Origin of the sequence: Arthrobacter sp. H-02-3 (assembly GCF_003097355.1) — a bacterium.
Classification (GTDB): domain Bacteria; phylum Actinomycetota; class Actinomycetes; order Actinomycetales; family Micrococcaceae; genus Arthrobacter; species Arthrobacter humicola.
In genome coordinates this window covers 1-26,523 of the sequence record NZ_PYUI01000014.1, presented here as the reverse complement: position 1 = coordinate 26,523, position 26,523 = coordinate 1, and the positions used below count along the sequence as shown (strand labels likewise).

Genomic DNA, 26,523 nt, shown 5'->3' with positions numbered 1-26,523 from the left:
CCGTCCCCGAGAGGAACCATCATGGCCCACAGCCGGACCGCTCTAGCCGCACCTATCACCAACTCGGACGTGATCGCCCTGGACCGGGCGAACGTCTTCCACTCCTGGTCGGCACAGGGCGCCCTCAACCCCCTGGTCATTGCCGGCGGTTCGGGGAGCACTGTCTGGGACCATGACGGCCGGACCTACCTGGATTTCTCCAGCCAGCTGGTCAACACGAACATCGGGCACCAGCACCCCCGCGTGATCGAGGCAATCAAACAGCAGGCCGACGCCCTGGTCACCGTTGCCCCGGCCCACGCCAACCACACCCGCGGGCTGGCCGCTGAGCGGATCCTGGCCCACGCACCGGCAGGCATGAACAAGATCTTCTTCACCAACGGCGGCGCCGACGCCAACGAGAACGCCATCCGCATGGCACGCCTGCACACCGGACGGGACAAGGTGATCTCCCGGTACCGGTCCTACCACGGCAATACGGGAGCCGCGATCGTGGCCACCGGCGACTGGCGGAGGATCCCCAACGAGTACTCCCGCGGCCACGTCCACGTCTTCGGACCCTACCTGTACCGCTCTGAGTTCTGGGCGGAGACGCCGCAACAGGAGTCCGAGCGCGCGCTGCAGCACCTGCGCCGCACGATTGAACTCGAGGGACCGCAGTCCGTGGCGGCAGTGCTCCTGGAAACCATTCCCGGCACCGCCGGCATCCTGCTCCCGCCGCCCGGGTACCTGGAAGGCGTCCGCGCCCTCTGCGACCAGCACGGCATCATGCTGATCCTCGACGAAGTCATGGCAGGGTTCGGCCGCACCGGCGACTGGTTTGCCCTGGACGCCTACAACGTCAAGCCGGACCTGATCACCTTCGCCAAGGGCGTCAACTCAGGCTACGTCCCCGTCGGCGGTGTCATCATCTCCGAGGATATATCTGCCACGTTCGATGAGCGGGTGTTCCCCGGAGGACTGACCTACTCCGGCCACCCCCTCGCGGCCGCCTCCATCGTCGCCTCCATCGACGCCTTCGAAGAGGACAACATCGTGGAAAACGCCGCACACATCGGCCGCGACCACCTCACGCCAGGCCTGGCCGCCCTCGCCGCCCGCCACCCGGTCATCGGAGAAGTCCGCGGACGCGGCGTCTTCTGGGCCCTCGAGCTCGTCCAGGACCAGCAGACCCGCCAGCCCGTCACCCCCGCCTACATGGGGCGCGTCAAAGCTGAACTCCTGAACCGCGGGCTCCTGCCCTTCATCGCCGACAACCGCATCCACGTCGTCCCGCCGGCAGTCGTCACACCCGAGGAAGTCCGGAGGGCCCTGGACATCTACGACGAAGCACTCTCCGCAGTGAACTAGCCCCACAAACCGAGAAAGTGCAACGCCGGCCGGTCGCCTTAGGCGACGACCGGCCGGCGTCGTGGTTGCTTCCGGGCCGGGACGGTCAGTTACGACGAGCCGGGGGAAGCTCGGCAGCCGTGGCCATCACAAACGATTCGAGGATCCCAGTGCATGCTACGACGGCGTCCGCCTTGCCGACGCGGTCGAACATATTCGCGATGGTCGCTGAACTTGCCAGATCCACCTCGACTTCTCCGGACCGGGGGGCGGGAGAACCTCGTGGCGCCCTTCCAGCGCGCTGGCAGCGGCCGTTCCCGGAAGCCCGCTCGCTCCGATGACCAATATCCTCATACTGTTTTGTCGTCTCCGCTCAGCAGCGCAATCAGTTCCTCGGCGCTGTCCATGGTGTGCGTCGTGAAGGCCGCTTCTATGGCCGCCATATCGCCGGTTCGCAAGGTGGCGACGAGTTGTGCATGCACTTCATGTGCGCGGACCGGATCCGCGCGCGTGGCCTTGTCCTCGGCCAGGGCAATGGTCAAGTGCGCTTCAGTGACCGGCCACAGTCGAGGCAGCAAAGCATTCTCCGACGCTTCCCAGAAGCTGCGGTGGAAAGCAATGTGCGAATGCCGCCGGGGAATGGCCGACGACGTGGCGGAACGGTGGGACGCCGTGGTGCCTATGGAGCGTTTGGTGCCAGGTCCGCGTGGCCGGCCAAAGCACCCGCGACCGACCCGACGGCGTCCTTGCTCCGATGAGAACCGTTTCGTCAACCAGTCACGGAGTTTGGATGGTTTGATTAGTCCGTGCTCCGTCTAAAACGCCTTATGGTTTTCAGCCTGTTCGCGGTTTGCGTCATCACCGCGTTCTCGTTCTGGGCAACTCGGCAGGCCGGCGCAGACGTCCGCGGCGCCCTCTCTCCACCGCCGCGCGCGGGGGCGAAACTCGAAATGTTCTCCGCCGGCATCACCACCGCAGTGAACGTAACCCGGAGCCCGGATGCCCAGTGGCTCATCCGGGCTGCCGCGCAGACCGGGATCCCTGCCCGCGCGCTCCGGGCCTACGTTGCTGCGGCAGCCACGGCCAACGATTCCGCTCCGATGTGCGGGATCGGTTGGAACACCGTGGCAGCTGTCGGCTTTGTCGAATCCGCGCACGGAACCTACGGCGGCGGCAGCCTTAACACCGCAGGGCAGGCGAGCGGCCCAATTGTGGGCCCGAGCCTCAATGGTGCCGGATTCGCCACCATCGCCGATACGGATGCGGGTGCCCTGGACGGCGACGCCCGCTGGGACCACGCCGTCGGACCCATGCAGTTCATTCCCTCCACCTGGCATCTTGTAGGGCGGGACGGGAACGGGGACGGAAAAGCCGACCCGTTCAATATTGACGACGCCGCCCTCAGCGCGGCGACCTATCTGTGCGGCCACGGACGTGACCTCACAACCGCGCAAGGGTGGACGGACGCCATCTACTCCTACAACCAGTCCGATCCCTACATTCGCCAGGTGCGGGCCCAAGCCACTGCATACGCCGCGAAGACGGGCACCGCCGAATGAGTCCACGGGCTGAAGGCCCATGGCGGTGAATGCCAGGGGCGGGCGAATCCAGGTGTTTCAAGCGGCTGGCGAGTTTGGCCCTGTCTTCCACACCCAGATTCCTCTGGCGCGTCATCGGACGGGCGACCGGGCGCAACTGGTCTGAAGCGAAGGCGCCGGTCGCCGTCGTCGAGGATTCCCGGCGTCGGACGAGCTCGGTGCGCGCCAACGGGGCTGGGTGGATATTGGACCGCCAGGCGACAGGCACATGATATCGCGGCACTCGATGGCTTTGGCATGGTCGCGACCCCTTTCACCGTTCTTCCGTTCTGCTGCTGATTACTCGGCGATGTCCTGCGCCCACAGCTCAGGGTGTTCATCCTGGAAGGCGCGCATCATCTCGACGCATCGGGTATCGTTCAACACCACCACTTCGACGCCACGTGAGCGCAGGAGATCGAATTCGCCGGGGAACGTCTCGGCCTCGCCCACCACCACGCGCGGAATCTTGAACTGGATGATGGTCCCGGTACACATCGCACACGGTGCCAGAGTGGTGTAGAGGGTCGTGTCCCGGTAGCTCTTCTGGCGTCCGGCAGCCCGCAGCGCAGACATCTCGCCGTGGGCGATTGGATCACCATGCTGGACACGCTCGTTGTGGCCGCTGGCAACCACTTCCCCGCCGCGGGCCAAGGCAGCGCCGATCGGGATGCCGCCCTCTCGGAGACTCTTTTGTGCTGCCTCGTAGGCAGCTTCGAAAGCCGGGTCTGTGTTGGTTCTGTGAGTTTCGTTCATGGGTGCAGTCTAAATTGGCGTGCGTTCTAATTGTCGGTGGGCGCTCGTAGCGTGGCATCGAGGTTCAACCGCAGCAGCTAGTGGACCCTCCGCCTGCTGGGATGTGGGGTCATCCGGGTCTCCTTTCTGGCGTGGTCTGGTGTGCGTGATTGGTCTTGTACCTATTCATGCCGTGGGGTTGTGGTGTTGACATGACGTGCAGGAAATCTCCTTGAAGATGTTTCGCCCGGTTCGCCCTCTCAGTTGCTTTGGGGGAGCGGGCGGCGGACGTTTGTCCGGCCAAGAGGGGGTGTACAGGGTCCACACCCTTGTCCGTGTGATTCCGTGGCTCATCCGCGACCCTCGCGTTGCCTACTTCTGCTGACACGAGTTCATGCGCCCATGCAGTCTGTGTGACATGCCTCTCCGAAGAATCCGGCGGGACATCCGCATGTAGTGTGTCAGGACTGTTCGCGGCACTCATGAGAACCAGGGCAGCCGTGTTGTCCACACCGATTCGCAGTGTTGCGGCAGCTGACCTTGAGCGCTGCAGTGGATCGCCTTGCGGCGGCGAGCGGATCCGGCCAGGCGACATTGCTGACAGTGTCGCCCGTATCCTTAATAGATGAGTGACATCGCGCATTCAACCGTCACATTTGATGGCCGCTTCGCCCGGGAGTTCAGGGAGATGGCCATTCCGTGGCGCGCGCAGGAGGCTCCCGACCCGCACCTTCTGGTGCTCAACGAGCACCTTGCCACCGAGCTAGGTCTCGATCCGGCCTTTCTCAGGAGCCCTGAGGGTCTGCGTCTGCTGATCGGCAACGCCATCCCTGGGGAGTCCAGCCCGGTGGCACAGGCCTACGCCGGCCACCAGTTTGGCTGGTACGCACCCCGTCTCGGCGACGGGCGCGCACTGCTGCTCGGCGAGATCGGGCACGCGGACGGGCAGCTCCGCGACATCCATCTCAAGGGATCAGGACGCACGCCGTTTGCGCGAAACGGCGACGGCCAGGCAGCGGTCGGTCCTATGCTGCGCGAATACATCGTGAGCGAGTCAATGCACGCGCTGAACATCCCCACCACGCGATCCCTCGCCGTCGTCGCGACGGGGCGTTCGGTGCAGCGCGAGACGCTCCTGCCAGGCGCCGTTCTTACTCGGGTTGCCAGCAGCCACCTGCGTGTGGGGAGCTTCCAGTACGCCCGGGCCACGGGCGACGTAGGACTCCTTCGCCGCCTCGCCGAATACGCACTAACCCGTCATTACCGGGTCGCCGCGGACGCCGAGAACCGTTATCTCGCACTATTCCAGGCGGTCATATCAGCCCAGGCTTCACTGGTGGCCCGGTGGATGCTCGTAGGGTTCGTTCACGGGGTCATGAACACCGACAACATGACGATCTCGGGCGAAACCCTCGACTTCGGGCCGTGTGCCTTCATGGAAGGGTTCGACCCCGCCGCCGTCTACAGTTCGATCGACGAGACCGGACGGTATGCCTACCGCAATCAGCCGGTGGTGGCGGAGTGGAACCTTGCCCGGCTCGCAGAGTCTCTCCTGCCTCTGCTCCACGATGACCAGGAGCAGGCGGTGGAGCTCGCGATGGAAGCACTTAGGGGGTTCCGCCGGCAGTACAGTGAAGCCTGGTCGGCAGGAATGAAGGCCAAGCTGGGGTTCCGTGAAGGGCTCGACGATGAGGTGACCTCGCCTCTTGTGGACGAACTGGTGGCTCTGGTTCAGGAGTCAAGGGCGGACTACACAACGTTTTTCCGTCATCTCGGCCAAGCCGCCCGCGGCCAGGCCGAACCTGCACGCGGCCAGCTTCTGAACCCGGCAGGGTTCGATGCCTGGGCGAGGCGCTGGCGTGCCTTCGCGCCGGACGCTGACGCCATGGACCGGGTCAACCCCGTCTACATCCCGCGGAACCACCTGGTGGAGGAGGCCCTGGCTGCCGCTACCGGCGGGAATACGGGTCCGTTGGAACGGTTGATGGACGCAGTAGCCTCACCCTTTGACGAGCGGCCTGGTCTCGAGCACTACGCCGCCGCCGCCCCGGAAAGCTTCGGCCCTTACCGGACGTTCTGCGGAACCTGAACCGCTGAAGCAGGATGCGGCACGACCCCTGCAGCTGGGTCCGCAGGCACAATCTACGACAGAACGCTTTCTTCCAACACCGGGGAGCTCATCATGGACACCGAATTCGCTGAGGTCATCGATCATGACGTCACCACCATCACCTGCGTATGCGGCAATACCGTCAGCAACCAGGGATTGATTCAGGCCAACTCACAAGGCATTCCCGTTCACAACGACGCAAACACTCCCGTGCCCGCGGGGCTGGCTGCATGGCCTGAGGACGAGGATATCTACACCCTGTGTCCCTCATGCGGCCGCGTTTACCACGACGCTGTTATCGAAGAGACAGGGACCGCGCCCGTTGCTCTGCGAGTCGAAGTCACGGCCGGACCGATTGCAGAGGCAATCCGTGTCCACTGGGACCTCAACACGTAGCCCTGTGACCGTATCCAGGATCAGTAACGGTGTGCCGGGGACCGCCGGGTGAACCTAGAGACCACGGCCTCCTAGGATCTGTCCGCATTCACGATTCCGGCTGGCGGCCACGGCAAAGATCCCGGTCCGCTGCGGGATACGGTTGATCGCCACTTCTGCGAGAGTCCTGAACCCGGCAGACTCGTCGTCCTTGGGCGAGCGTTTGTTGATCGGCTTGGGTAACTTGGCTCCGGGCAATGTGTGCCTTGGAAGCCTACGGAAGGCGTTCCCGGAGGCCGGAATCAGCCACGGGTGAAGGTGCCCAGTCCGGTCGGATCGTAGAAGTCGAGCCTCACGCTCGACGCCGTGCCGCCGGCACCGGGCGCCGCACCTGCGGCAGAGGCGAAGATTGCCCCTGCGAGGCCGTTGGCGTTCTCCCCGATGGATTCAAAGCTGAAGGTATCGCCGTCGAAGTGGTTGAGGGGGAACCTGGTGGTGCTGCCAGCGGGGCCGAGCTCCATGAACAACCCGCCGTTCTCCACCGCGACGCTGAGCGGGCCGTAGTAGGGGTTCGCATATCTGCCTATGTAGAAGTCGCTGCCCCGCGCCGGTTTGGCCTGTGCGGGCGCCTGGGAGTAGTCGACTTTTGGCTTGTCCGCCTCGTCGATCTTCTGGAAGACGCCCGCGGTGAATCCGAACCAGTCAACTGTCGCGGCGCCGTTCTGGGCGGTGTCCAGGAATGCGGCGCAGATGGCTTCCGGAATGCCCTGCGGACGGCCGTTCGTCAGGGCCAAGATGCCCAGCTGCTCGCCCGGCAGCATGGAGACGGCAGTCGCGGCACCGAGGTTGAAGGCTCCTGAGTGCCCGAGTTGGAGCCGGGCGTGATCGTCGTAGGAGACGTTCCAGCCCAGGCCGTAGAAGCGGGTGCGGGCGGCCGGTGTCGCGGGAAGGCCCGACACCGCGTGCGGGACATGCGTGACGCCAAGCTCGTCAGGGTCTACAACGTCCTTGCCTTCAAAACTGCCGTTGGCGAGCTGCAGGCGGATCCAGCGGGCCAGGTCATTCACGGAGGAGCTGGCGCCGCCGGCGGGTGCTTCGGCGTCGGCGTCCCGGCTGTATTTGGCGACCCAGGTCTTGTTGCCGGCGGGCACATGGATGAGAGCCCTGTTAGTCGCTTTTTGGTAGTCGGCATGGCGGTAGCTGGTGGAGGTCATGCCAAGGGGTTTGAACAACACGTCTTCGGCGAGGTCTGCCCATGGCATTTTCATGGCATCGGCAGCGGCCTTGGCGCCGGAGGTGTAGCCGAAGTTGCTGTAGTTGTAGCTTGACCTGAATGTCTCGAGCGGTTGCTGGTTGAGGTGGCTGAGAATGTAGGACTGGTCGAATGCGAGGTCTTCCAGCAGATCACCCGCTCCCGTCCGCAGTCCGCTTTGATGGGACAAGAGGTCCGCCATCGTGGCGTTTGCCGTAACGAAAGGGTCTTTGAGGGCGAACCCCGGACTGTGCATGATCACCGGGTCAGTCCAGGAGATGGCCTTGCGGCCCACGGCTACGGCCGCCACCGTGGAAGCCAGCGGTTTGGACACCGAGGCCAGTTGAAAGACCGTGTCCGCGTCGACTGTCTCGGGCTTGCCCGACTCCCGCACGCCGAAGCCCTTGGCGTACAGCACCTGGTCCCGGTAGACCACTGCCACCGCGATTCCGGGGACTCCGGTGCTGTCCATGGCCCCTTGGACTATCCCGTCAAGCTTGGCAACGGCGTCATTGACCTTCTGTTGGTCCAGGAGCGGTTTGACTTGTGGTTCCGGTGCCGGCAGGAGCGAGGCCGACGGCGTGCCGGAGGCGCCAGATTGACTGGCTCTTTGGTCGGTGCAGGCGGCCAGCAGCGGCATCCCTGCCATGCCCGCAGCTCCGACGCCGACTGCCTTCAACAGCGAGCGGCGGTCAGCTGGCACCGAGCTGATCGGCAGCACGAATGAATTCCTGTGGTTCATGGACATACCCCCAACACGTCTGGAACGCCGAGCTGACGCCTTCTCCCCATGATGGACCCAAGCCGCCGTTCGAGACGAGTATTTCGGCTGATGGATCCGCGGGGCGGCCGGGCCGCCAAGTCCGAGAAGATCGCCACCACCACACTGTTTCCTGGCCAGCGACGACTCCTCCTCCTCAAGAAAAAGGAACAGGCCCAAGGCTTCCTCAAGCACTTCCACTAATCATCCAAGGCAGCACATCTCAGCCGTCCGCAACCGCCACAACGGCCAGGGGCAGGCGCTCCAAGCACTCGTGCAGACGGCGGTTCAGGTCATATGGTCGAAGTCTCCTCGCGCCCAAGCAGCGTGCCGTTGGGCTGAATCGTGAAGAATGGCCTTTGCGCCGGAGGCGATTACATTGTTGAAGTTGCCGTAGATCCGGTCGAACGTGAGCTCTCCCAGCTGCGCGGCGATTCGCAAAGCCACCGCGCCGGATAGCGGAAAATGATTCGGGTAGCTGCGCATGAAGGCGATGGAGCGGCGGTCCGGGTTCGGATACACGCTGTCACCGGTCAGCAGAACTCCTCTGCCGCCGGCCCCTGCGGCCCAGTTCACCACCGCGCTGCCCGGGAAGTGTCCGCCGGTCTGGTGCAGTGTCAACCCTTCGGCGATAGCTTGACTGCCGGACCAGCATTCGATGACCGGATCATCGCGTCCCAGCCATCCCCGGTCCGCGTCCACCACAAGTACGGGGACGCCACCGAGCCGATGCGACCATTCGACCTGCACACCAAACATGTGTGGATGGCTAGCGGCGATCGCCAGGACCGGGCCCCGCTCGAGGACTGCCTGCACAGCGCTGTCATCGACATATCCGACCGGATCCCACAGCAGCGAACCCTCGTGTGTCACCACAAGCTGGGCGGTCTGGCCGATCCCGACTTTGGGCTCCGTCGTGATCCCGGTCAGTCCCGGCTCGTTCTCCTTCAACACTGTCTGCTGGCCCTCCTGCGCCAGGCCGTCCAGCGTGAGCCATTTTTGGCCGTCCTCGGGCACGTACTGCCGCTCATCGGCGCAAATCGGGCAGACCCCCGGGGTAGGTTCGTCGCGTTCGACGGCGCAGGTTGCACAGATCAGCATGGTTGGTCCCTTCTACGCGTCTTCTGTCCTGCTTTCCGCCTTTTCACCTTCGGCCGCAGGCTGGCGTGCCCAGACTATGGCACGCGAAAGTCTCCTAGGAAGAGAGATCAGGACCTCATTCCGTCTCATCCAGGTTGTGGGCGGGGAAGTGTGAACAACGTACACACTTTGAGCTCCGGACGTGGTCGTACTGGAGTTGGATCGGACCGAATTCCGCGTGTTTCCGGGGGAGTCCAGTGTTTGCAGGGGAGGAAATGCAGTTTCGAGTCCCACCTCGGGCACAGCACTCCTCGTCCGAGGGGCTTTTGCTTTAAAGTGTGGACATTGCCCCTTCCACCCTGCGCGGAGGAACCCGCGTTCCTACTTGGATCCTCGTACCGCACGGCGAATGCGGCGACAGGAACAGCCGCCTAACCGGGGACTACGGGGGCCGAACCTTCAAGCGTCGGGGCCGAGGTTGATCCCGCGCGGGGGCAGCTAGGCCCCGGCTTCATTCGGCGTCGGGCACGTCATCCCCTGACGCCTGCGCTGACTTGAGCTTCCGGCGTCTGCGCCGGCGCCAGAAGATCACCAGGCCAAGTACGACGATGGGGACCAGCACCCAGCCGCCGATGTCGAGAGCGTCACCGATGGCATGGGCCAGCGCCCCGGCCAGATAGGCGAGAACGCTGAGGCTCGCGACCCACGCAATGGACCCCGTGATGTTCCACAGCAGGAACTTGGGCCACGGCATCTTGGCAGCCCCCGCGGCAATGGCACCCCAGAGCCGGACGACAATGACCCAGCGGCCGAAGAACAAAGCTGTTCCGCCGTGCCGATCGAAGAACGACTCCAGCTGGACGATGCGATTCTCGTCGGCGTGGAAGCGCCGTGCAAGTCGCAGCATCAACGGACGGCCTCCCACCCGCCCAAGTACGTAGCCAATAGTGCTCCCGAGCATGGCGCCCAGGCTGCCGACCGCGATAACGGCAGCAAGGTTCAGATCGCCGTGGCGCGCCGAGGCGTAGGCACCAAGCAGTACGGCCACGGCGGGAAGCGGTACACCGGCGCACTGGGCCAGCACAATCACGAAGACGCCGAAGTAGTACGCCCATTCGTCCGCAATCCCTGCTTCCGCGGCGACGAAGCCTGCCGAGCCGAGTGCCACGAAGCGGAGGGCGGCTAATCCGGTCATCGCTCACACCTCACTTCGCTGCTCCGCCACGGTTCATAATGACGGTCCCCGCGCCGCCTGAGTTTGTTCCACGGTCATAACCCCCGCGACGACACCGGGATGGCCCTTGTATACGCTTGTGGCCCGCGCCGCGTCAAGACCACGCTGCGGTCCCGGCCCGGCCCGGCGGCGGCACAGCGCCCCCTGACCTCACCGTGCAACAGATTTAGAAGGATCAACGCGTCAATGAGGCATTTCGGGAGCCAGTGAGCTCGGCGAGTAGGCCGTCCGCGCCGCCTCAGCGCTCAGCTGTGTGAGTGAGACATCCGATGATCCCCGCACATGCTGTTCGGCGCTTTGCGGGACACCGCTTGAAAAGCGCGCCGCGGCCAGGTCAGGTGCCCACCTGGCAGGCAGCCCGGTTCGCCGGATAAAACCGGGCCGGGTATTCCTGCGCCGGCCTCAAGTCCGACCATGAGCCAAGGCATTGCGGCCCTGATGCCTGCCAGAGGGTTCTTCGCTGAACCAGTGACTTAGGGCCCTGCCGGTGCGAGCCTGTCGGGGCAAGAGTTGGACCTACCCGACGACCGGTGTGCGTACGGCGCCGGTCTGGGCGCGACAGGCCGCTTGCAGTCGGGGGGAGGTGGTTCTGTCTGAGACCGTCCGGAGACAGCATCCAGTAGGAAGCGGGGTGGCCGCTACGCCGGCCAGACCCAAGTGGAGGGCACACCATGGCAGAGCACAACTACATCTTGTTCGTTTCGTCGTACGCCGACACGGGCTCGGCGGCAGACGATTTCAAGGCGATCAAGAGCATGGACGACGCGGCTGTGGCGGCTGCGGTCGTACTGTCGCGTGACGCCTCGGGCAAGACCGAGGTCAAGGAGCATGGGGGCGGACTAGTCGCCGGCGGCACCAAGGCCGGCGCCATCGGCGGGCTGGTGGTCGGACTGTTCGCTCCGCCACTTCTGCTGTCCGGCGTGATCGGTGCTGGGATCGGCGCAGGTGTTGGCGCCATCGCGAAGCGTCACGAGGAGAAGTCCATCGGCGTCAACGCGGACGAGTGGCTGCCGCCGGGCTCCTCGGCGATCGTTGCCGTCGTCGACGACCTCTACCTCGACCGCGTCGACAAGGCGGTCGACAAGGCCACCAAGAAGGTCAGCAAAGCCATCGAAACTGGTGACTACGACGCCGTGGTCAAGGCCGTGAACGAGGGCGACGAGAAGATCATCGAAGCCGCTTCGTCCTGATCGGCCGACGCAACCACCCGTGAGCGGGCCGCTCAATATCGACGATCACCTACCGCGTGGGCGCCGGAGCATCGAACCGGGGGACGTCGAAATCCACCCTCGACATCATCATCCTGGTCCTCCCGCTGGCCGTAGCGGTGCGTAAGTACGAGACACCAACGCCGTCCACGCCCCTAAATGGATGGGCAGGCTTGAAGAGGTCCAACCGGAAGACTCGTTCCGGCTCGGTTTCCTGCTCGGTTTCCTGCTCTTGGGGGTGTTCCCGTCGGACATCCTCACCTCGATCGCCGTCGGCGGTTCGGCATCGGCCCACCAAGTTTGGTGGTGGGCGGTGATGTCTTTCGTGCTGACGCCCCTGCTGGTCGTCGCACTGTTCATCGCCCTCGCCATGAGCAACCTCGTTTCAAGTTAGGACTCCTCCACGCCGACGCTTCCGATGCCACACACGGCAGGGCGATGACGGGACACGGGTCCGACCGTACGTGGCGATGAACAAGGTGACCGGCCCTGACACGTCTTGGGAGCGCTGATCAGCTGCGGCCGTATTGGACGATCCTCGCGGCCACGAGAGACGCGCGAACCCGAAGCCGTGAATGCTCATGTCACCATCAGCGTAAAGACCAAATTGCTTCCCGATGCCGTGTCGTATGAGCCTCGGATCGTACTAGGCTCCACTTTGTGATCTCGAGCCCTGTCCCCAGACTGTCGGCGGCCGCCCGACGGCGCGTCCGGGTGGGGGCCGTGGCGGGCATGGCGGGCGCCGTTCTATTTGTATCCGTCTTCACCGTTTACGGGTGGCTGTACCCCGGCTACTCCTGGACGGGTATGTTCGTCAGCGAGCTGTCTCTTGGCTCCTATGGGTGGGTCCAGGTCCTCAACTTCGTGCTGACGGGCGCCTTGGTGTTGATGTTCGGCCGCGGTCTGGCCGCATATTTCAGCGCCGGCGCGGCTTCCCTTGCCGGGCCGTTTCTTGTGCAGGGCATCGGCGTCAGCCTGATTGCCTCGGGGCCGTTCGTCACCGACCCGTCGGCGATGTTCGGCCAAACCAGTCCGCATGGCATGGTGCACGGTATCTTCGGCGCCATCGTCTTCACGTTCGCGCCGTTCAGTTGCTTCGTTTTCTACCGGCGCTTCCGCAGGGACCCGGCCTGGCGCCCCATGGCGGGGTGGACACTTCTCAGCGGCGTGGTCCTTACTCTCGGGATCGTTCTGCTCAAGATCAGCCAGCAGCCCGGGAACGGCCTGTTCGAATGGAAAGGTCTCGTGCAGCGGGTCATTCTGGTCACGTTCATGGCCTGGATCTTCGCGATCGGATTCCGGCTGCGCCGCCTCTGCCGCTTGCGGGAGCACAGCCCATTAACGAGGGCGTAGGTCTGGGCTCGAGGACGCGGCGGAGCACACAGTGGCCCCGCGGCCCCGTTTATACCGGGCCGGTCGGACCTGCCACGGCCGGCCCGAAGGGTTTGGTCTAGCGACAGCCGAAGGTTTCGAGGCCGCGCGGCAGGGGAGCAGGGCCACCCTCCGGCCCTACCGGGATGACGCGGTACGGCCTATCGTGGTCCTCACACAGCCCGAGGGAAAGGAACGACGATGTTCACCCTGCAGATTAGCTATCCGGTCCGGGACTACGAGGCATGGAAGAAAGTCTTCGACACCGATCCCGCAGGCCGCGCCGCCTCGGGCGCCCGGTCTATCCGGGTGTTCCGGGACACGGAGGACCAGAACAGCGTGGCCGTGCTCCTCGACTTCGACACCAAGGACGCCGCGACCGGCTTTCTGGAAACGTTGCGCAGCCAGGTGTGGGACAAACCCGAGGTGATAGGGCAACTGATGACGGCAGCGCCGACGGCCAGGATTCTGGAAGAGGTGGCCCGCGAGGGCCAGGGCGCGGGCTGACCGCTGAGGGGCTTAGTCGGTCGTCTTTAGCAGTGTTTCGCTGCGTACTGTTGTGGCTCAGCTGGGGAGCAGGTTGAGTGCGTCGTGGCCCGTGGTGCACGCTTGAGCGCTATTTGCAGAGTCCCTTCATCCGTGCCTGCCCTCATTGCAGGAACTGGATTTGCTCAGAGGCCGCGGAGGAATGCCGACCGGCGGCCATACAGGGTGAGCAGGAGGGCTGCGATCCCGAGGGCGATCATGACTACCGGTAGCGCCAGCCCGTCGAATGGCGTCAGGAGGAGTGCGCCGAGGATGCCGGCGCCGAAGATTGCCAGATTGAAGGCGACCGGGAGGAACGCGTTGGCGACGTCGGCGTTTTCGCCTCCCGCGGTGGTCAGCGGGCCCTGCAGCTGGGCTGACGCGCCGCCGAAGGCGACGCCCCAGAGGGCGGCGGCGATCACAATGGCCAGGGCCGATGCGTGCCCCATGAGCAGGATGACTCCGGATGCGACGAACGCGGTGACGCTCAGGTGCAGGAGGGGCCGGGGGCGGCGGTCCAGCAGCGCTCCGGTGATGGCCACGCCGATGACCGATGCGATGCCGTAGATCAGTAGGACGAGGTCGGCGGAGAGGCCGGTTTCTGTGGCGCGGAGGTAGGGGGCAACGTAGGTGTAGATGGTGCTGTGGGCGAGCATCCAGACGACGATGACGGTGAGGATGAGAGCGACTCCGGGGATCCGGAACACGCGCCCCAGGGGAAGCCGCAACGTGGCCGGTTGCCCGGGGGCATCAGGGACGAATGCGATGATCAGTGCGCCGACGACGAGTGCGAGGACGGAGAGCGCGCCGAAGGACCATCTCCAGTCGAAGGTCGTTCCGATCCAGGCGCCGAGGGGGGTGCCGAAAGCGAACCCGAGGGGAGCGCCCGTGGAAACGATGGCCAGGGACAGCCCGGCGTTTTGGGGCGGGCTGATGCGGCGGCCGTAGGCAGCGAGCATTCCCCAAATGGTTCCCGAGAACGCGCCGGCGAGGAATCGTGAGACGAGAGACAGTGTCGCCTCAGGAGAGAACGTGGTGAGCGTGTTGGCCATCAGGAGTCCAGCGATACTCGCGAGCAGCAGCGGCTTTCGTCGCATGCCGCGGGTGAGGGTGATCGCGGGAATGGTGGCGAGGACCGTCCCGAGGGCGTAGGCGCTGACGAGCAGACCGACAGTTCCTTCGCTTGTGTGGAGGCCTGCTGCGATGACGGGGAGCAGGCCGGCTGGCATGGTTTCGGTAGCGACGAGGATGAACCCCATTGCGGCCAGGACGACGAGAGCGACCAAAGGCAGTTTTTGCTGTTCCCTGACTTCTGGCGCAGGTGTTCGTGTGGGGACGGTTGTCATGTGGCTCCTTTCGTGCGGGGCGGTGATGCCGGGGATCGGGCTTGGAGATCGGACGCGGCGGGAGGTCGATCCCACGGATCAGACTGTGAGCAGCACTGTGGTGGCGCGGCGCTCGTCCATGGCTTTGTAGCCGTATCCGCCGGTCATCTCCTTGATATTTGCGGCTCTCTTGTCGCCCCGTTCTTCGACGATGTCGGTTGCGCCGAACTCACGGGCCAGCGCCTGGCGCTCCGGGTGCCGGCTGAAAGCGATGACGCGCTTGGCGCCGAGCTGCTTGGCGGCGAGGATCGCCGAGAGTCCGACGGCGCCGTACATGACAACACCACGCATAATTTGCTCTCCTGTTCATCGGGTCCAACCAGTCCAACTTTCTTTCCGTGCGCGGGGGAGTCTCTGTTGAGGGGTGTACCGAGAGGGAACCCCTCGTTCCTCCCTGCCGATTTACCCTTGAACCATGGATAACCGGGCTGAAGTGCGAGAGTTCCTGATGTCGCGGCGCGCACGACTCACACCGGAAGACGCCGGCATTGCCGCAGGGTCGAATCGTCGGGTGGCCGGGCTGAGGCGCAGCGAAGTCGCGCTACTCGCCGACGTCAGCGTGGAGTACTACGCGAAGCTCGAGCGCGGTTCCATCGCGGGCGCGTCCGCGTCCGTGCTCGAATCCGTCGCCCGCGCCCTTCGTCTCGATGAAACCGAGCGGGCGCACTTGTTCGACCTGGCCCGGGCGGCAGATGGCATCCCGACCTCCGGGAGGCTCCGCAAACGCGCCACCGCCCAAGCCGGGGCCCGCTTGAGCCTGCAGTGGGCGCTGGAAGCGATCACCGAGGGTGTCGCATTCGTCCGCGACCCGTACCAGAACCTGCTTGCGACAAACGCCTTGGGGCGCGCCTTCTACTCGCCGGTGATCGGAGACAGTGGCCGCACCCCGAACCTCGCGCGGTTTCAGTTCCTGGACCCGGCTTCGCGCGACTTCTACCCCGACTGGGAGCTGTTTGGCGAGATGTGCGTGGGCATCATGCGTGCCGAAGCGGGCCGGGACCCTCACGACCGCACAATGCAGGACCTTGTCGGAGAGCTCTCGACACGAAGCGAGACCTTCCGTGCACTATGGGGCGCGCACAACGTACGCACCCATGGCTCCGGAACAAAACGCTTCCATCACCCCGTGGCCGGGGAACTTACCCTGGCGTACGAGGAACTCGCGATCACCGCCGAGCCAGGCCTCGTGCTTATGGTTTACACCGCAGAGCCAGGCTCCCCTTCAGCGGAACGTCTCCGCCTCCTCGCAAGCTGGGGAGCGAGCGAGCACACACCCACTGAAAGGCACCGAACCACGAGCTGACAAAAGTTTCACCCGCTCTGGCTCCTGAAAGCGTAAGGATTTTCCCTTCTCAAGCTATTTGTGAGCAGCCCTTCGGCCAGACGCTCATGAACTCGTTCCCGGAATTCGCTCCAAACATTTCCGGGATTTCACCCGCAGCGGGTGAGGTCTATGCCGGGCTTAACGCCAACAATAGTCATACCCTCCACGGGTAGGGCTGAGGGCCAGGCCGTCCCGGAAACGAGACCGCATCTTTGAGAGCAGGTAACACAAATGAGTTTCTGGGAAAACTCGTGGGATATTTTCTGGTGGTTCTTCGCTGCGTCCGTATTCTTTGCCTACTTGTTTTGTGTATTTGCGATCATCGGTGACCTTTTTCGCGATCAGTTTGAAAGAATCAAAAGCCGGGTGCTGGTTTGACGGCCTTCGCGGCATCGAAGTAGGCAGCCGTGCGCGGATTCTTCCAGGACGCTGAAACGTTTGCGTTGCTCCTGCTCGCGGCCCACATATTGCTCGTGACCGTCGCAGCTGTCCTCGTGTCGATGAATCGCCGTCCGTCCTCTGCAATTGCCTGGGTGCTCGCCATAATTTTCATACCGGTCCTTGGTGCCGTCGCGTATTTCTTTGTGGGCTACTCGAAACTGCCCAAGGCGCGCCGGGACAAACAGCGCGAAGTCAACGCTCTGGTCCTGGCGCGGACTGAAGGCAGCCCGCTGATTAGCCGCGGCCTTGACTGGCCGGAGTGGCTACATTCGGCGGTAGTGTTGAACAGCAACCTTGGGGCGCTCCCTATGGTCGCGGGCAACAGTGCGACCCTGTTGGGCGACTACAACGGCACTTTCGATGCCATGATCGCTGAGATCGATTCGGCCACCAGTTATGTGCACGTGGAGTTTTACATCCTGGTGTTGGACGCAACGACGGCGCCGTATTTTCAAGCGTTGGCCCGAGCAAGATCACGCGGCGTTGACGTCCGGGTTCTGTCCGATCATCTGGCTGGCCTCAAGTTCCCCGGCCGGAAAGAAACCTTGGACTTCCTCCAGAAGATAGGGGCGGAATATCGCCCCATGCTGCCGGTGCGGCCGTGGCGCGGCGAATGGCAGAGGCCGGACCTGCGCAATCACCGGAAGATCTTCGTCGTCGATGGCCGCGTGGGGTTCACTGGGTCCCAGAACGTCATCGACGCGAGCTACGACACGAAGGGCAACCTGAAGCGCGGGCTCCAGTGGCACGAGCTGATGATGCGCGTCGAGGGACCTGTGGTCCGGGAGCTGGATGCGGTCTTCGCAACGGACTGGTACAGCGAAACGGGTGTGATACTGCCACTGGATTCGAGCCCCCTAGGAGTCAGCCAACGTTCCGCGCTCGTTGACGCACAGGTCCTGCCCAGTGGTCCCAGCTTCGACAACGACAACAATTTGAAGCTCTACGCGACACTAATCCACAAAGCTGAGCGTCGCGTCAGCATCACCAGTCCATACTTTGTCCCGGACGAATCCATCCTGATGGCTATTGTCACGGCAGCCGCGCGGGGGCTAAGCGTCGAGCTCTTTGTTTCCGAGGTCGGGGACCAGAGCATGGTTTATCACGCGCAGCGTTCCTACTACGAAGCACTGCTCCGCGCCGGCGTCAGGATTTACCTTTACCGGGCGCCAAAGGTACTGCACTCTAAGCACTTCACCATCGATGAGGAGGTTGCGGTGATTGGGTCCAGCAACATGGATGTCCGTTCTTTTAGCCTCAACATGGAAGTTTCCGTCCTTGTGCACGGGCGCGGTTTTGTGGACGCAATTCGCCGGATCGAAGACGGGTACCGCGTGGAAAGCCGTGAGCTGCAGCTCGAGGACTGGATCCGGCGGCCCATAGCCCAAAAAGTATTCGACAACCTGGCGCGCCTGACGGCGTCCCTCCAATAGGGAAAATGGTCCAGACCCGACGGCGCTGAAAACACCGAAGCCCTTGGGGGGAAAGCCGCGGTTAGCGGCCGTTGTACTCGTCGTCTGTTATGTGCTCGCGCCACGTGGTGGTCTTGAACGGGTCTTCGCCGTTTTGGATCATGGCAATGTGTTCCATGAAGCAGCCCGGGGCGGCGGCGTGCCAATGCTCCTCGCCGGGCGGGGTGTAGAGCGTCTGGCCGGGATGGACTTCGATGATCTTTCCGTCTCGGGTACCGAAACGGCCTACACCTTGGGTGACGCGCAGATACTGACCGTGCTGGTGCGAGTGCCAGGCTGTGCGTGCTCCGGGCGCGAAGCGGACGGTCGCGACAACCATCGTCTGGTCAGACTCGTGGGGCAGCGCGATTGGGTCGAGCCAGACGTCCCCGGCGAACTGGGCCGCCGGGTTTTTCGTGGTGGGCACGGAGGGTTCGATGTTCATGATGTTCCTTACTTGTTGTCTGTGAAGAGCTGCTTGGCGCGACGCCCATGGCAGACATGCCCTGGGGCCAGCCCGCGTAGAGCGTGACGTGGGTGATGGCTTCGATGAGCTCCTCTTGGGTCACGCCGTTCTCGATGGCGCGGCCGAGGTGGAAGCCCAGCTGGGCGGTGTTTCCGCCAGCGGTGAGCACGGCCACGGTGATGAGGCTGCGGTCCCGTGCGGAGAGTTCAGGCCGGTTCCAGACGTCCTCGAAGAGCACGTCGTCGGTGAGCTCGGCAAGCTTCGGCGCGAAGTCGCCGAACATCTTTCGGCCGCCACCGAGCTGCTTGGGTTGGTCAGTCATGATGATCCTTCTTTCGGTTTGGAATCTTTCGTGCGTCAAATGGACGGGCTGCGCGGGAATTACCAGGTGGATGCGACGGTGCGTGCTATGACCCAGTCGTCTCCGTGGGGTTCGAACCAGGAACGCAGCGTCAGGTGCCAGGTGGACCTGGATCCCCAGATCGTGGCGTCGGTGAGTGTGCGGGCGGTCAAACCGGACATAAGGGACTGACCTGCACGCCGGTGCGGCCAAGTGGGCGATATTCCATGGTGGTGTCTACTCTCTGTCTCAGGCTTCGGGGATGACCATGGCGAAGCGCTCTTCGCGGGCCTCGTCGGGGTCCGGTCCGTTGCGCACGCCCGTATCGAGCGCGTCGACGGCGGCGAGTTCGTCGGCACTGAGTTCAAAGTCGAAGACGTCGAAGTTCTCGGCGATGCGTGCGGGGTTGGTCGACTTCGGGATGGCTGAACGGCCCTGCTGCAAGTGCCAGCGGAGCATGACCTGGGCTGGGCTCTTGCCGTGCGTTTGTCCGATGCTGGTGATCGTCGGGTCTTCCATCACGTTCCTGCGGTCCTCGCCCCATCCCGGGTAGAAGGTGATGCCGCCGATCGGTGACCATGCCTGGGTGAGGATCCCGTGTTCGGTGTCGGCTGCCTGGACGTCCGGCTGGGTGAAGTACGGGTGCAGTTCGATCTGGTTCACGGCCGGGACGATCTCGGTGGTGGACAGCAGCTGCTCGAGGTGGTGCGGCATGAAGTTGCTGACGCCGATGGCCCGCACGCGCCCGTCAGCGAGCAGGCGCTCAAGTGCTTTGTACGCGGCAATGGTTTTCTCGAACCGGTCCGGGGCGGGCTGGTGCAGGATGAGCAGGTCCAAGTAGTCAACGCCGAGCTTGCCCGTCGCTTTGTCCCAAGCATGAAGCGTCTCGGCGTGGCCGTAGTCGCTGACCCAGACTTTGGTCTCGATGAACACCTCTGGACGGTCCAGGCCCGAGTTGCGGATGCCCTCACCGACCTCCCGCTCGTTGCCGTACGCGGCGGCGGTATCGATATGCCGGTAGCCGGCAGCAAGCGCGGCCTCGACGGCGGCCGTGGTCTTCTCGGGGGCGCTTTGGAAGACGCCCAGACCGAGGGCGGGCATCGTGATGCCGTTGTTGAGAGTAAGTTTCATGTCCATGCCTTTCACGGTATTCAGAGGTGGGGAGTTGCGGGAGGGCACATCATTACCTCCATCGAGCGGGAGGCGGCACCGCGAGGGGTGCCGCTCGTTGGTGTTGCCCTGGGCTTGCCGGGCCGGCCAGCTCAGCGGACGCGCTCGGCCTCCGGTACGGGCACGGCAATCCGGGGTGCCCTGGTGCGGCGGGCAGCCAAGTCTGCTGGCAGGATGAGGGTAGCGGTGACGGCCAGGGCAAGGAACAGTAGGACGCTGCCCGTGGTCAGCGCAACGCTGACCTGCGCGGCCAGGTGGGCTACGGCAGAACCCGTGGTCGGGACGGTCGCTGCGGCAGCGACCGCGATACCAAGCCCGAGGCAGGTGCCGACCTGGTGGAAGGTGTTCACCAGTCCGGATGCGGCGCCGGCGTCGGACGCGGGGGCGCCGGTGATGCCGAACGAGGTCAGTGGAGCAAAAGCGAGGCCCTGACCGGCCCCGATGAGGATCATCGGCAGAGCCACCCCTGTCAGGTATGCGGAGTCGACTCCGGCTCGGCTGAGCCAGAACATCCCCGTCAACGTGAGCAGGATCCCGGTCAGGAGTGGGACCGAGCCCGGCATCCGGCCTACGAGCCGGGGGATGCTCATCGCGACGGCGAAGTTGACCGCCGTCATGGGTAGGAATCCGATGCCGGCCTGCAGCGGGTCGAAGCCGAGCACTTCCTGCAGGAACTGGGTGGTGAAGAAGAAGAACCCGATCATTGCGCCCAGATACAGGAAACGTGCCAGGTACGCGCCGGTGCGGCGGCGGCTCGCGAACAGCCGCAAGGGCATGATCGGCTGGGCCGCCCTGCGCTCGATTAGCACGAACACGACCAGGAGCACGACGCCGGCACTGACGGCCGTGATTGTGACCGGTGAGGTCCAGCCGGCGTCGGTGGTGTTGATGATGCCGAACACGAGAGCGCCGACACCCAGTGTGGCGCTGAGCGCCCCGAGCACGTCGAAGCGGCCGCGGGCCCGGCCTGTTTCCGGGATGAACCGCGGCGCGAGCGCGATCATCGCGGCGCCAATGGGTACGTTGACGAAGAACCCGGCGCGCCAGGAGATCCAGTGGGCCAGCGCGCCGCCGATGACCAGCCCCAGGCTTGCGCCGATCCCCGCGGTAGCACCGTACAAAGCGACGGCACGGGTGCGTTCACGGCCCTCCGGGAAGCTCGCGGTGAGTAAGGACAGTGATGCGGGCGCGACGATCGCGGCTCCGATACCCTGGACGGCGCGGCCGGCGATCGCCCACCACCCAGCCGGGGCGACGCCGATCAGCAGGGACGCGATCGAGAACACCACCAGCCCGAAGACGAAGACACGCCGCCGTCCGAGCAGATCGCCTGCACGGGCGCCAAGGAGGAGCAGGCCGCCGAAGACCAGCGTGTACGCATCCTGAACCCAGGAAAGCTCGCTGGTCGTCAGCCGCAGATCGGCCTGCAGGCTCGGCAGCGCGGTGAAGATGACCGAGTTGTCCAGCAGGATCATAAAGTAGCTGACGAGGATGATCGCTAGGATCGCCGCCGGGTGGGGAGCGGTTGCGGGTGCAGGTTTCATGCTTTCAATGCAACCTTGATTCCTTACGGGCCGGGAGTCACTGTCGTTCCGGGTAATGCCAGTCCCTCCCTCGTCCCATCGACCGCGCGTAGCGTGGATGCCATGACACACAGCGACGACGTGCGGAAATTCCTGACCTCCCGCCGTGCCAGGATCACGCCCGAGGAGGCCGGCCTGCCGGCCTATGGCGGCAACCGGCGCGTTGCCGGCCTGCGCCGCGAGGAAGTCGCCATGCTCGCCGGAATGAGCATCGATTACTACATACGCCTTGAGCGGGGAAACCTCTCCGGCGCCTCGGACAGTGTCCTTGAAGCCCTCGGGCGTGCCCTGAAGCTCGACGACGCCGAAACGGCCCACCTTTTTGACCTTGCCCGCGCCGCGACCGCCTCCCCCCGGGTGCGGCGCAAGCGCAGCCCCCAGACGGTGCGGCCGAGCGTGCAGCGCGTCATCGATGCGATCACGACGGCGCCGGCCTGGGTCCGCAACGACCGAGGGGATGTCCTCGCCTCCAACGAACTGGGGCGTGCCCTTTATCTGGACATGATGGCAGAGGGGCCCACTCCGCCGAACAGCGCACGCTTCACCTTCCTGAATCCGAAAGCGCGGGAGTTCTTCGCTGATTGGGAACGCGCAGCGGACGACGTCGTCGCAGTCCTGCGCTCCACGGCCGGGAAAAACCCGTACGACAAGGACCTCACGGATCTGATCGGTGAACTCTCAACCCGCAGCGAGGAGTTCCGCACCCGGTGGGCCCGTCACGATGTGAAGTACCACCGCGCCGGCCGGAAGCGGCTCCACCACCCGATCGTTGGCGACTTGGACTTGAGCTTTGAAGCACTCGAGCTGCCCGCAGACCCGGGACTGCGCATCAACGTGTACACAGCAGATCCCGGGACACCCTCCGAAGACGCTCTGAAAGTCCTCGCCAGTTGGGCCGCGACCCAGCAGCCCACCCCGAGGATCCCCCTCAAGGAGAAGAAGTGATCGACCGTCCCTCCACCGTGCTCATCGTTGGCGCCACCGGCAGCATCGGCCGCCACGCAGTGGCCGAGACGCTGCGACGGGGTTACGCGGTCCGGGCTCTCGTGCGCGACCAGACCCGCGCCGCCCGCCTACTCCCCGAAAGTGTGGACCTGGTGATCGGGGATCTGACTCGTCCCGAAACCCTCGGGCCGGCCGTCGACGGAGTCGACGCAATCGTCTTCACCCACGGATCCACGACCAGCGAACGCGACGTGCGGGATAACGACTACGCCGGCGTCGCCAACGTCCTGAAAGCCTTGGGCGGCCGCCGGCCACGCATCGCGCTCATGACCGCCATCGGGATAACACGACCAGGCGTCGCCTACGCCCAGTGGAAGCTGCGCAGTGAGCGCCTCATCCGCGGCAGCGGTAACCCGTACACGATCGTGCGCCCCGGCTGGTTTGACTACAATCAACCCGACCAGCGGAAGGTCGTCATGCTCCAGGGCGACAAGCGACAGTCCGGCTCACCCTCCGACGGCGTTATCGCCAGGGACCAGATCGCCCGCGTCCTCATCGACAGTCTTGATATTGATGCCGCCGACCACAAGACTCTCGAACTCGTCGCCGACCACGGACCCGAACAAGACGACCTCACCGCCGTCTTCACCTCCCTGAGACCAGACTCAGTCGAATCTCTCGACGCAGCCGAAGACATTGTGGACCTCCCTGTCGCCAACGAGCCCGAAATGTTCCGTGACGACCTCGCCACCATCACAGCAGGAAGCCTCAAAGCCGGGGACTAAATCGGGGCTTCGACTCCGCATGACGGCCAAAGTTTGCCGATGCAGCAAAGAATCCGGTCATCGATCCCAATTCTCCGGAGGTGGGTGGATTTGCTCCCTGCCGGGAGCAAGTGATCGCAGCGGCTCTGTTCGCGTATGCGGCCAAGGCGATCAGTTCGTCCGGGCCAAGGTCTTGCATGCGTGATCTGGATGCGGCTCCGAGTAAGTCCATTTGCGCGAGTCCGGAGATCAGTGCGGCCATGAAGGAGTCCCCTGCCCCGACGGTGTCGGTCACGGTGACGGACTCTCCCGGCATCTCCACACGGCAGCGCCGGGTGAGGATCACCGGGCCCTGGGCGCCACGGGTCAGTGCCACTAACGATGGTCCGAGCTCCAGCCACGCTGCCATCGATTCGTCCTGGGTCCTGCCGGGGTAGAGCCAGCGGAGGTCTTCGTCGCTGGCTTTGACGATGTCGGCGACGGCAACGAAGTCCTCTGCCCGTTGGCGGGCGGCAGCCGTTTCGGGGCTGATGGCGGGCCGGCAGTTGGGGTCGAAGCTGATGGTGGCGTGGGGCCGTGCCGCCTCGATCAGTCCCCGTACCGACGTGCCGCCCGGGGAGAGCGCCGTCGCGATGGAGCCGGTGTGGACATGGAGTGAGCTCTCCACTGCAGCCAGGGCCGGGATGGAGGCCGCGTTAATATCCCAAGTGACGGAGAACGAATATTGCGCGACTCCGGTGGCGTCCAGGGATGCCAGCGCGGTTGACGTCGGCAGGGAACCGCCGACGATGGCCCGGACGCCGTTGCTGTCCAGATGCTCGGCGATCAACCGCCCATGGCGGTCTTCGGCGAAGTGCGTGATGAGGCTGGTTCGGAGGTCCAGGCGGGCGCAGCCGACTGCAACGTTCAGGGGGCTGCCTCCGGGGTGGGTTTCGGGCGTGGTGGTTCCTCGGCGCGGGTCATCGATGATGTCGACGAGTGATTCGCCGACGACGGTGACCAGGGGGACGTTGTCAGAGAGGTCTGGGTGGGGACCGTTCTCGGGTGGTGGCATGTCTGCTTCCTTGCAGGTTGGTGCTGAGAGTGGTTGCTGATGTCCCGGAGCCGCGGAGCCTAGCGGCCCGGGTAGACGACGGCTTTGAGCTGGCCGGTCTGCTTTCCCGCCTTCAGGGCTTCTTCGGATTCGGCGAGGGTGAACTTGCCGGTGACCAGGATGTCCAGGTCCACCTTGCCGTCGGCGATGAGTTGGATGGCAAGGGGCCAGGTGTTGGTGTAGCGGAAGACGCCGGAGAGCCAGATTTCGTGGTTCTGGATGTAGGAGACGGGGAGTTCGACGTCGTCGGCTCCGAGCCCGACCAGGATGACCCTGCCGGCGGGGCCCACGGCTTTGATACCCGAGCGGACGGCCTGCGGGGCGCCGGAGGCGTCGATGAAGGCATCGACGTCGAGCCCTTCGACGCTGTCGGTCCTGGCGTTGAGGGCGTGCGTGGCGCCGTGTTTCAGGGCGAAGGCCAAGCGGTCTTCGGCGATGTCGCTGATGTAGATTTCGGCGGCGCCGTAGGCGCGGGCGGCCTGGGCGGCGATGATGCCGATGGGCCCGGCGCCGGCGATCAGGACGCGGCTGCCGGGCTTGATACCGGCGCGTTCGCAGGCCCAGAGGCCGACGGAGAGCGGTTCGATGAGGGCGGCTGCCTCGTCGCTGACGCTGTCCGGGATCTCGTAGGCAAAGTCGCCCTGGATGGTCACGTATTCGGCGAAGGCCCCGTCGACCGGCGGGGTGGCATAGAACTCGATGTCGGGGCACAGGTTGTACCGTCCTGCTTTGCACTGCCTGCATTTCCGGCAGGGCCGCTGCGGTTCGACGGCGACCCTCTGGCCGATGCGGCCCGCGTCAACATCGCTTCCGACGGCGGCGATCCGGCCGGAGAGCTCGTGGCCGAGGATCAGCGGGTGGTCCACGACGTAGTCCCCGATCCGGCCGTGCTCGTAGTAGTGGACGTCGCTGCCGCAGACGCCGACGGCGGCGACCCTCACCAGGACCTGGTCCGCTTCCAGCTTCGGGACGGGCAGGGTTTCCATGGCCATGTCGCCCTGGCGTTTGAGGACGGCGGCGCGCATGGTGGCCGGTACTTCAGAATGCCCCGAGGTGCGGGACTGTGCGGTTGACGTTGTCATCGAAGTATTCCTTTGAGAATCGAAGGGGGCCGGTTACTTGACGGCGCTATTTGACGGCGCCGAGGGAGAGTCCCTGGACGAGTTTGTCCTGGGCGGCAAAACCGGCGAAGAGTACGGGCAGGGAGATCACGACGGCGGCGGCGCAGACCTTGGCGAGGAACAGTCCTTGTCCTGAGACGAAGCCGGTAAGGAAGACCGGGGCGGTGCCGGCCACGACGCCGGTGAGGACCCGGGCGAGGAGGAGTTCGTTCCAGCTGAAGATGAAGCAGATCAGCGCGGTGGCGGCGATGCCGGGCATCGCGACGGGGGCGACGACCTTCCGGATCGTCAGCAACAGGCCCGCACCGTCGATTTGGGAGGCCTCGAGCATTTCAACGGGCACTTCGTCGAGGAAGGAGCGCATCATCCACACAGCGATGGGCAGGTTCATCGACGTGTACATCAGGCCCAGGAACCAGATGTTGTCCAGCGCCCCGGCGGTTTTGGCGAAAAGGTAGAGCGGCAGGACGGCCGCGACGACGGGCATCATCTTGGTGGAGAGGAAGAAGAACATGACGTCGGTCCACTTCTTCACCGGCCGGATGGACAGCGCGTAGGCGGCCGGGATGGCCAGCAACAGGACGAGGACGGTGGAGAAGATCGAGGCGGTGGCGGAGTTGACCAGCGACGGCCACGGGCTGACGCCGGAAGTTGCCCCGAAGAATTCCTTGTAGGCGTCCAGGTTAAGGTCGGCGGCGATGGAGGGCGGGTTCGTCGCGGCGTCCGTTTCCGAGTGGAACGAAGTCAGGATCATCCACAGGACCGGTACCGCGAACAGCAGGGCCAGCAGCCAGGCGGCGATGCCGGCGGCCGTGTTGTTGCGTGTGGGGTCCATGCGTGACTTGCCCCGGCGTCGGGAACCGGTGGTGCGGGCGGGCGGGGCG

At 64.6% G+C, this 26,523-nt stretch carries 29 protein-coding genes and 1 pseudogene; 14 read left to right on the top strand and 16 right to left on the bottom strand.

What is annotated here, in order from left to right; translation table 11 throughout:
- The first annotated feature begins 21 nt into the window (after positions 1-21).
- Positions 22-1,350 carry an aspartate aminotransferase family protein gene (locus C9424_RS13925; protein WP_116767407.1) on the top strand — a complete coding sequence of 443 codons (1,329 nt, stop codon included), beginning with the start codon at positions 22-24 and terminating at the stop codon, positions 1,348-1,350.
- Between the two features lie 85 nt (positions 1,351-1,435).
- Here the strand turns inward: C9424_RS13925 and C9424_RS21460 are convergent, their stop codons facing one another.
- Positions 1,436-1,576: a hypothetical protein gene (locus C9424_RS21460; protein ID WP_161958234.1), complete on the bottom strand. Its 141-nt coding sequence runs from the start codon at positions 1,574-1,576 to the stop codon at positions 1,436-1,438.
- 103 nt (positions 1,577-1,679) lie between these two features.
- Entirely contained in the window at positions 1,680-2,102 is a 423-nt protein-coding gene (locus C9424_RS22085) for an FCD domain-containing protein (RefSeq protein ID WP_202615878.1), read from the bottom strand.
- A gap of 54 nt (positions 2,103-2,156) precedes the next feature.
- On the opposite strand from C9424_RS22085, the gene C9424_RS13915 reads away from it, so the two are divergent.
- Complete coding sequence (locus tag C9424_RS13915; RefSeq protein WP_237563460.1) at positions 2,157-2,888, top strand: lytic transglycosylase domain-containing protein; 732 nt, start codon at positions 2,157-2,159, stop codon at positions 2,886-2,888.
- A 318-nt stretch (positions 2,889-3,206) separates the two neighbouring features.
- Here the strand turns inward: C9424_RS13915 and C9424_RS13910 are convergent, their stop codons facing one another.
- A complete protein-coding gene (locus C9424_RS13910; protein ID WP_116767404.1) occupies positions 3,207-3,662 on the bottom strand; it encodes a nucleoside deaminase in 456 nt (151 codons plus the stop codon).
- 604 nt (positions 3,663-4,266) lie between these two features.
- On the opposite strand from C9424_RS13910, the gene C9424_RS13905 reads away from it, so the two are divergent.
- Positions 4,267-5,730, top strand: coding sequence for a protein adenylyltransferase SelO (locus C9424_RS13905; protein WP_116767403.1), 1,464 nt, complete (start codon positions 4,267-4,269; stop codon positions 5,728-5,730).
- A gap of 93 nt (positions 5,731-5,823) precedes the next feature.
- Complete coding sequence (locus C9424_RS13900; protein ID WP_116767402.1) at positions 5,824-6,147, top strand: hypothetical protein; 324 nt, start codon at positions 5,824-5,826, stop codon at positions 6,145-6,147.
- Between the two features lie 281 nt (positions 6,148-6,428).
- Here the strand turns inward: C9424_RS13900 and C9424_RS13895 are convergent, their stop codons facing one another.
- Positions 6,429-8,099: a serine hydrolase gene (locus tag C9424_RS13895; protein WP_237563459.1), complete on the bottom strand. Its 1,671-nt coding sequence runs from the start codon at positions 8,097-8,099 to the stop codon at positions 6,429-6,431.
- Positions 8,100-8,210: 111 nt separating this feature from the next.
- On the opposite strand from C9424_RS13895, the gene C9424_RS22080 reads away from it, so the two are divergent.
- A complete protein-coding gene (locus C9424_RS22080; RefSeq protein ID WP_272914149.1) occupies positions 8,211-8,342 on the top strand; it encodes a hypothetical protein in 132 nt (43 codons plus the stop codon).
- An 84-nt stretch (positions 8,343-8,426) separates the two neighbouring features.
- Here C9424_RS22080 and C9424_RS13890 read toward each other — a convergent pair whose 3' ends face one another.
- Entirely contained in the window at positions 8,427-9,239 is an 813-nt protein-coding gene (locus tag C9424_RS13890; RefSeq protein ID WP_116767401.1) for an MBL fold metallo-hydrolase, read from the bottom strand.
- A 490-nt stretch (positions 9,240-9,729) separates the two neighbouring features.
- Positions 9,730-10,413 carry a DedA family protein gene (locus C9424_RS13885; RefSeq protein ID WP_116767400.1) on the bottom strand — a complete coding sequence of 228 codons (684 nt, stop codon included), beginning with the start codon at positions 10,411-10,413 and terminating at the stop codon, positions 9,730-9,732.
- A gap of 710 nt (positions 10,414-11,123) precedes the next feature.
- Between C9424_RS13885 and C9424_RS13880 the strand changes: the two genes are divergently transcribed.
- The 4 genes from C9424_RS13880 to C9424_RS13865 all read left to right on the top strand — a co-directional run bounded on the left by C9424_RS13880 (position 11,124) and on the right by C9424_RS13865 (position 13,538).
- Positions 11,124-11,642 (top strand): DUF1269 domain-containing protein, encoded by a 519-nt coding sequence (locus C9424_RS13880; RefSeq protein ID WP_116767399.1) that lies wholly within the window; start codon positions 11,124-11,126, stop codon positions 11,640-11,642.
- A 181-nt stretch (positions 11,643-11,823) separates the two neighbouring features.
- Positions 11,824-12,054, top strand: coding sequence for a hypothetical protein (locus C9424_RS13875; RefSeq protein ID WP_116767398.1), 231 nt, complete (start codon positions 11,824-11,826; stop codon positions 12,052-12,054).
- A gap of 266 nt (positions 12,055-12,320) precedes the next feature.
- A complete protein-coding gene (locus C9424_RS13870; protein WP_133247521.1) occupies positions 12,321-13,013 on the top strand; it encodes a DUF998 domain-containing protein in 693 nt (230 codons plus the stop codon).
- A 219-nt stretch (positions 13,014-13,232) separates the two neighbouring features.
- Positions 13,233-13,538 (top strand): hypothetical protein, encoded by a 306-nt coding sequence (locus C9424_RS13865; RefSeq protein ID WP_116767396.1) that lies wholly within the window; start codon positions 13,233-13,235, stop codon positions 13,536-13,538.
- 164 nt (positions 13,539-13,702) lie between these two features.
- On the opposite strand, the gene C9424_RS13860 is transcribed toward C9424_RS13865, so the two are convergent.
- Complete coding sequence (locus tag C9424_RS13860; protein WP_116767395.1) at positions 13,703-14,902, bottom strand: MFS transporter; 1,200 nt, start codon at positions 14,900-14,902, stop codon at positions 13,703-13,705.
- 99 nt (positions 14,903-15,001) lie between these two features.
- A pseudogene (locus tag C9424_RS13855) lies at positions 15,002-15,223 on the bottom strand (zinc-binding dehydrogenase); the annotation flags it as partial.
- 133 nt (positions 15,224-15,356) lie between these two features.
- Between C9424_RS13855 and C9424_RS13850 the strand changes: the two are divergent.
- From C9424_RS13850 to cls, 3 genes are all read left to right on the top strand, one after another.
- Entirely contained in the window at positions 15,357-16,244 is an 888-nt protein-coding gene (locus C9424_RS13850; protein ID WP_116767394.1) for a helix-turn-helix transcriptional regulator, read from the top strand.
- A 252-nt stretch (positions 16,245-16,496) separates the two neighbouring features.
- Entirely contained in the window at positions 16,497-16,643 is a 147-nt protein-coding gene (locus tag C9424_RS21455) for a hypothetical protein (protein WP_161958233.1), read from the top strand.
- Positions 16,644-16,672: 29 nt separating this feature from the next.
- Complete coding sequence (gene cls / locus C9424_RS13845; protein ID WP_202615877.1) at positions 16,673-18,139, top strand: cardiolipin synthase; 1,467 nt, start codon at positions 16,673-16,675, stop codon at positions 18,137-18,139.
- 61 nt (positions 18,140-18,200) lie between these two features.
- Here cls and C9424_RS13840 read toward each other — a convergent pair whose 3' ends face one another.
- The 5 genes from C9424_RS13840 to C9424_RS13825 all read right to left on the bottom strand — a co-directional run bounded on the left by C9424_RS13840 (position 18,201) and on the right by C9424_RS13825 (position 21,677).
- On the bottom strand, positions 18,201-18,602 hold the full coding sequence (locus C9424_RS13840) for a (R)-mandelonitrile lyase (protein ID WP_116767393.1): 402 nt from the start codon (positions 18,600-18,602) through the stop codon (positions 18,201-18,203).
- Complete coding sequence (locus C9424_RS13835) at positions 18,505-18,945, bottom strand: carboxymuconolactone decarboxylase family protein (RefSeq protein ID WP_116767392.1); 441 nt, start codon at positions 18,943-18,945, stop codon at positions 18,505-18,507. The genes C9424_RS13840 and C9424_RS13835 overlap by 98 nt, the downstream gene beginning before the upstream one ends.
- 59 nt (positions 18,946-19,004) lie before the next feature.
- The gene (locus tag C9424_RS21450) at positions 19,005-19,145 is read right to left on the bottom strand and encodes a hypothetical protein (protein ID WP_161958232.1); all 141 of its coding nucleotides are present in this window, start codon (positions 19,143-19,145) and stop codon (positions 19,005-19,007) included.
- Positions 19,146-19,212: 67 nt separating this feature from the next.
- The gene (locus tag C9424_RS13830) at positions 19,213-20,094 is read right to left on the bottom strand and encodes an aldo/keto reductase (protein WP_116767476.1); all 882 of its coding nucleotides are present in this window, start codon (positions 20,092-20,094) and stop codon (positions 19,213-19,215) included.
- 131 nt (positions 20,095-20,225) lie between these two features.
- Positions 20,226-21,677, bottom strand: a complete 1,452-nt coding sequence (locus C9424_RS13825; protein WP_116767391.1) for an MFS transporter — start codon at positions 21,675-21,677, stop codon at positions 20,226-20,228.
- A gap of 102 nt (positions 21,678-21,779) precedes the next feature.
- On the opposite strand from C9424_RS13825, the gene C9424_RS13820 reads away from it, so the two are divergent.
- Both C9424_RS13820 and C9424_RS13815 read left to right on the top strand, forming a co-directional pair.
- Positions 21,780-22,661 (top strand): helix-turn-helix transcriptional regulator, encoded by an 882-nt coding sequence (locus tag C9424_RS13820; protein ID WP_116767390.1) that lies wholly within the window; start codon positions 21,780-21,782, stop codon positions 22,659-22,661.
- Positions 22,658-23,446 carry an SDR family oxidoreductase gene (locus C9424_RS13815; RefSeq protein WP_116767389.1) on the top strand — a complete coding sequence of 263 codons (789 nt, stop codon included), beginning with the start codon at positions 22,658-22,660 and terminating at the stop codon, positions 23,444-23,446. Before C9424_RS13820 ends, C9424_RS13815 begins: the two co-directional genes overlap by 4 nt.
- Here the strand turns inward: C9424_RS13815 and C9424_RS13810 are convergent.
- The 3 genes from C9424_RS13810 to C9424_RS13800 all read right to left on the bottom strand — a co-directional run.
- Positions 23,430-24,479, bottom strand: coding sequence for a carbohydrate kinase family protein (locus C9424_RS13810; RefSeq protein ID WP_116767388.1), 1,050 nt, complete (start codon positions 24,477-24,479; stop codon positions 23,430-23,432). The genes C9424_RS13815 and C9424_RS13810 overlap by 17 nt on opposite strands.
- Positions 24,480-24,538: 59 nt before the next feature.
- Positions 24,539-25,600, bottom strand: coding sequence for an NAD(P)-dependent alcohol dehydrogenase (locus C9424_RS13805; protein ID WP_116767387.1), 1,062 nt, complete (start codon positions 25,598-25,600; stop codon positions 24,539-24,541).
- A 46-nt stretch (positions 25,601-25,646) separates the two neighbouring features.
- A partial coding sequence (locus C9424_RS13800) for a carbohydrate ABC transporter permease (RefSeq protein WP_202615876.1) occupies positions 25,647-26,523 on the bottom strand: 877 nt, incomplete at its 5' end.

Excerpts from the sequence above, each read along its gene's own strand:
- C9424_RS13925 (WP_116767407.1), top strand. The coding sequence starts at position 22 with ATGGCCCACAGCCGGACCGCTCTAGCCGCACCTATCACCAACTCGGAC.
- C9424_RS13915 (WP_237563460.1), top strand. The coding sequence starts at position 2,157 with ATGGTTTTCAGCCTGTTCGCGGTTTGCGTCATCACCGCGTTCTCGTTC.
- C9424_RS13910 (WP_116767404.1), bottom strand. The coding sequence starts at position 3,662 with ATGAACGAAACTCACAGAACCAACACAGACCCGGCTTTCGAAGCTGCC.
- C9424_RS13905 (WP_116767403.1), top strand. The coding sequence starts at position 4,267 with ATGAGTGACATCGCGCATTCAACCGTCACATTTGATGGCCGCTTCGCC.
- C9424_RS13900 (WP_116767402.1), top strand. The coding sequence starts at position 5,824 with ATGGACACCGAATTCGCTGAGGTCATCGATCATGACGTCACCACCATC.
- C9424_RS22080 (WP_272914149.1), top strand. The coding sequence starts at position 8,211 with ATGGATCCGCGGGGCGGCCGGGCCGCCAAGTCCGAGAAGATCGCCACC.
- C9424_RS13890 (WP_116767401.1), bottom strand. The coding sequence starts at position 9,239 with ATGCTGATCTGTGCAACCTGCGCCGTCGAACGCGACGAACCTACCCCG.
- C9424_RS13885 (WP_116767400.1), bottom strand. The coding sequence starts at position 10,413 with ATGACCGGATTAGCCGCCCTCCGCTTCGTGGCACTCGGCTCGGCAGGC.
- C9424_RS13880 (WP_116767399.1), top strand. The coding sequence starts at position 11,124 with ATGGCAGAGCACAACTACATCTTGTTCGTTTCGTCGTACGCCGACACG.
- C9424_RS13875 (WP_116767398.1), top strand. The coding sequence starts at position 11,824 with ATGGGCAGGCTTGAAGAGGTCCAACCGGAAGACTCGTTCCGGCTCGGT.
- C9424_RS13865 (WP_116767396.1), top strand. The coding sequence starts at position 13,233 with ATGTTCACCCTGCAGATTAGCTATCCGGTCCGGGACTACGAGGCATGG.
- C9424_RS13860 (WP_116767395.1), bottom strand. The coding sequence starts at position 14,902 with ATGACAACCGTCCCCACACGAACACCTGCGCCAGAAGTCAGGGAACAG.
- C9424_RS13850 (WP_116767394.1), top strand. The coding sequence starts at position 15,357 with ATGGATAACCGGGCTGAAGTGCGAGAGTTCCTGATGTCGCGGCGCGCA.
- C9424_RS21455 (WP_161958233.1), top strand. The coding sequence starts at position 16,497 with ATGAGTTTCTGGGAAAACTCGTGGGATATTTTCTGGTGGTTCTTCGCT.
- C9424_RS13840 (WP_116767393.1), bottom strand. The coding sequence starts at position 18,602 with ATGAACATCGAACCCTCCGTGCCCACCACGAAAAACCCGGCGGCCCAG.
- C9424_RS13835 (WP_116767392.1), bottom strand. The coding sequence starts at position 18,945 with ATGACTGACCAACCCAAGCAGCTCGGTGGCGGCCGAAAGATGTTCGGC.
- C9424_RS21450 (WP_161958232.1), bottom strand. The coding sequence starts at position 19,145 with ATGTCCGGTTTGACCGCCCGCACACTCACCGACGCCACGATCTGGGGA.
- C9424_RS13830 (WP_116767476.1), bottom strand. The coding sequence starts at position 20,094 with ATGAAACTTACTCTCAACAACGGCATCACGATGCCCGCCCTCGGTCTG.
- C9424_RS13825 (WP_116767391.1), bottom strand. The coding sequence starts at position 21,677 with ATGAAACCTGCACCCGCAACCGCTCCCCACCCGGCGGCGATCCTAGCG.
- C9424_RS13820 (WP_116767390.1), top strand. The coding sequence starts at position 21,780 with ATGACACACAGCGACGACGTGCGGAAATTCCTGACCTCCCGCCGTGCC.
- C9424_RS13810 (WP_116767388.1), bottom strand. The coding sequence starts at position 24,479 with ATGCCACCACCCGAGAACGGTCCCCACCCAGACCTCTCTGACAACGTC.
- C9424_RS13805 (WP_116767387.1), bottom strand. The coding sequence starts at position 25,600 with ATGACAACGTCAACCGCACAGTCCCGCACCTCGGGGCATTCTGAAGTA.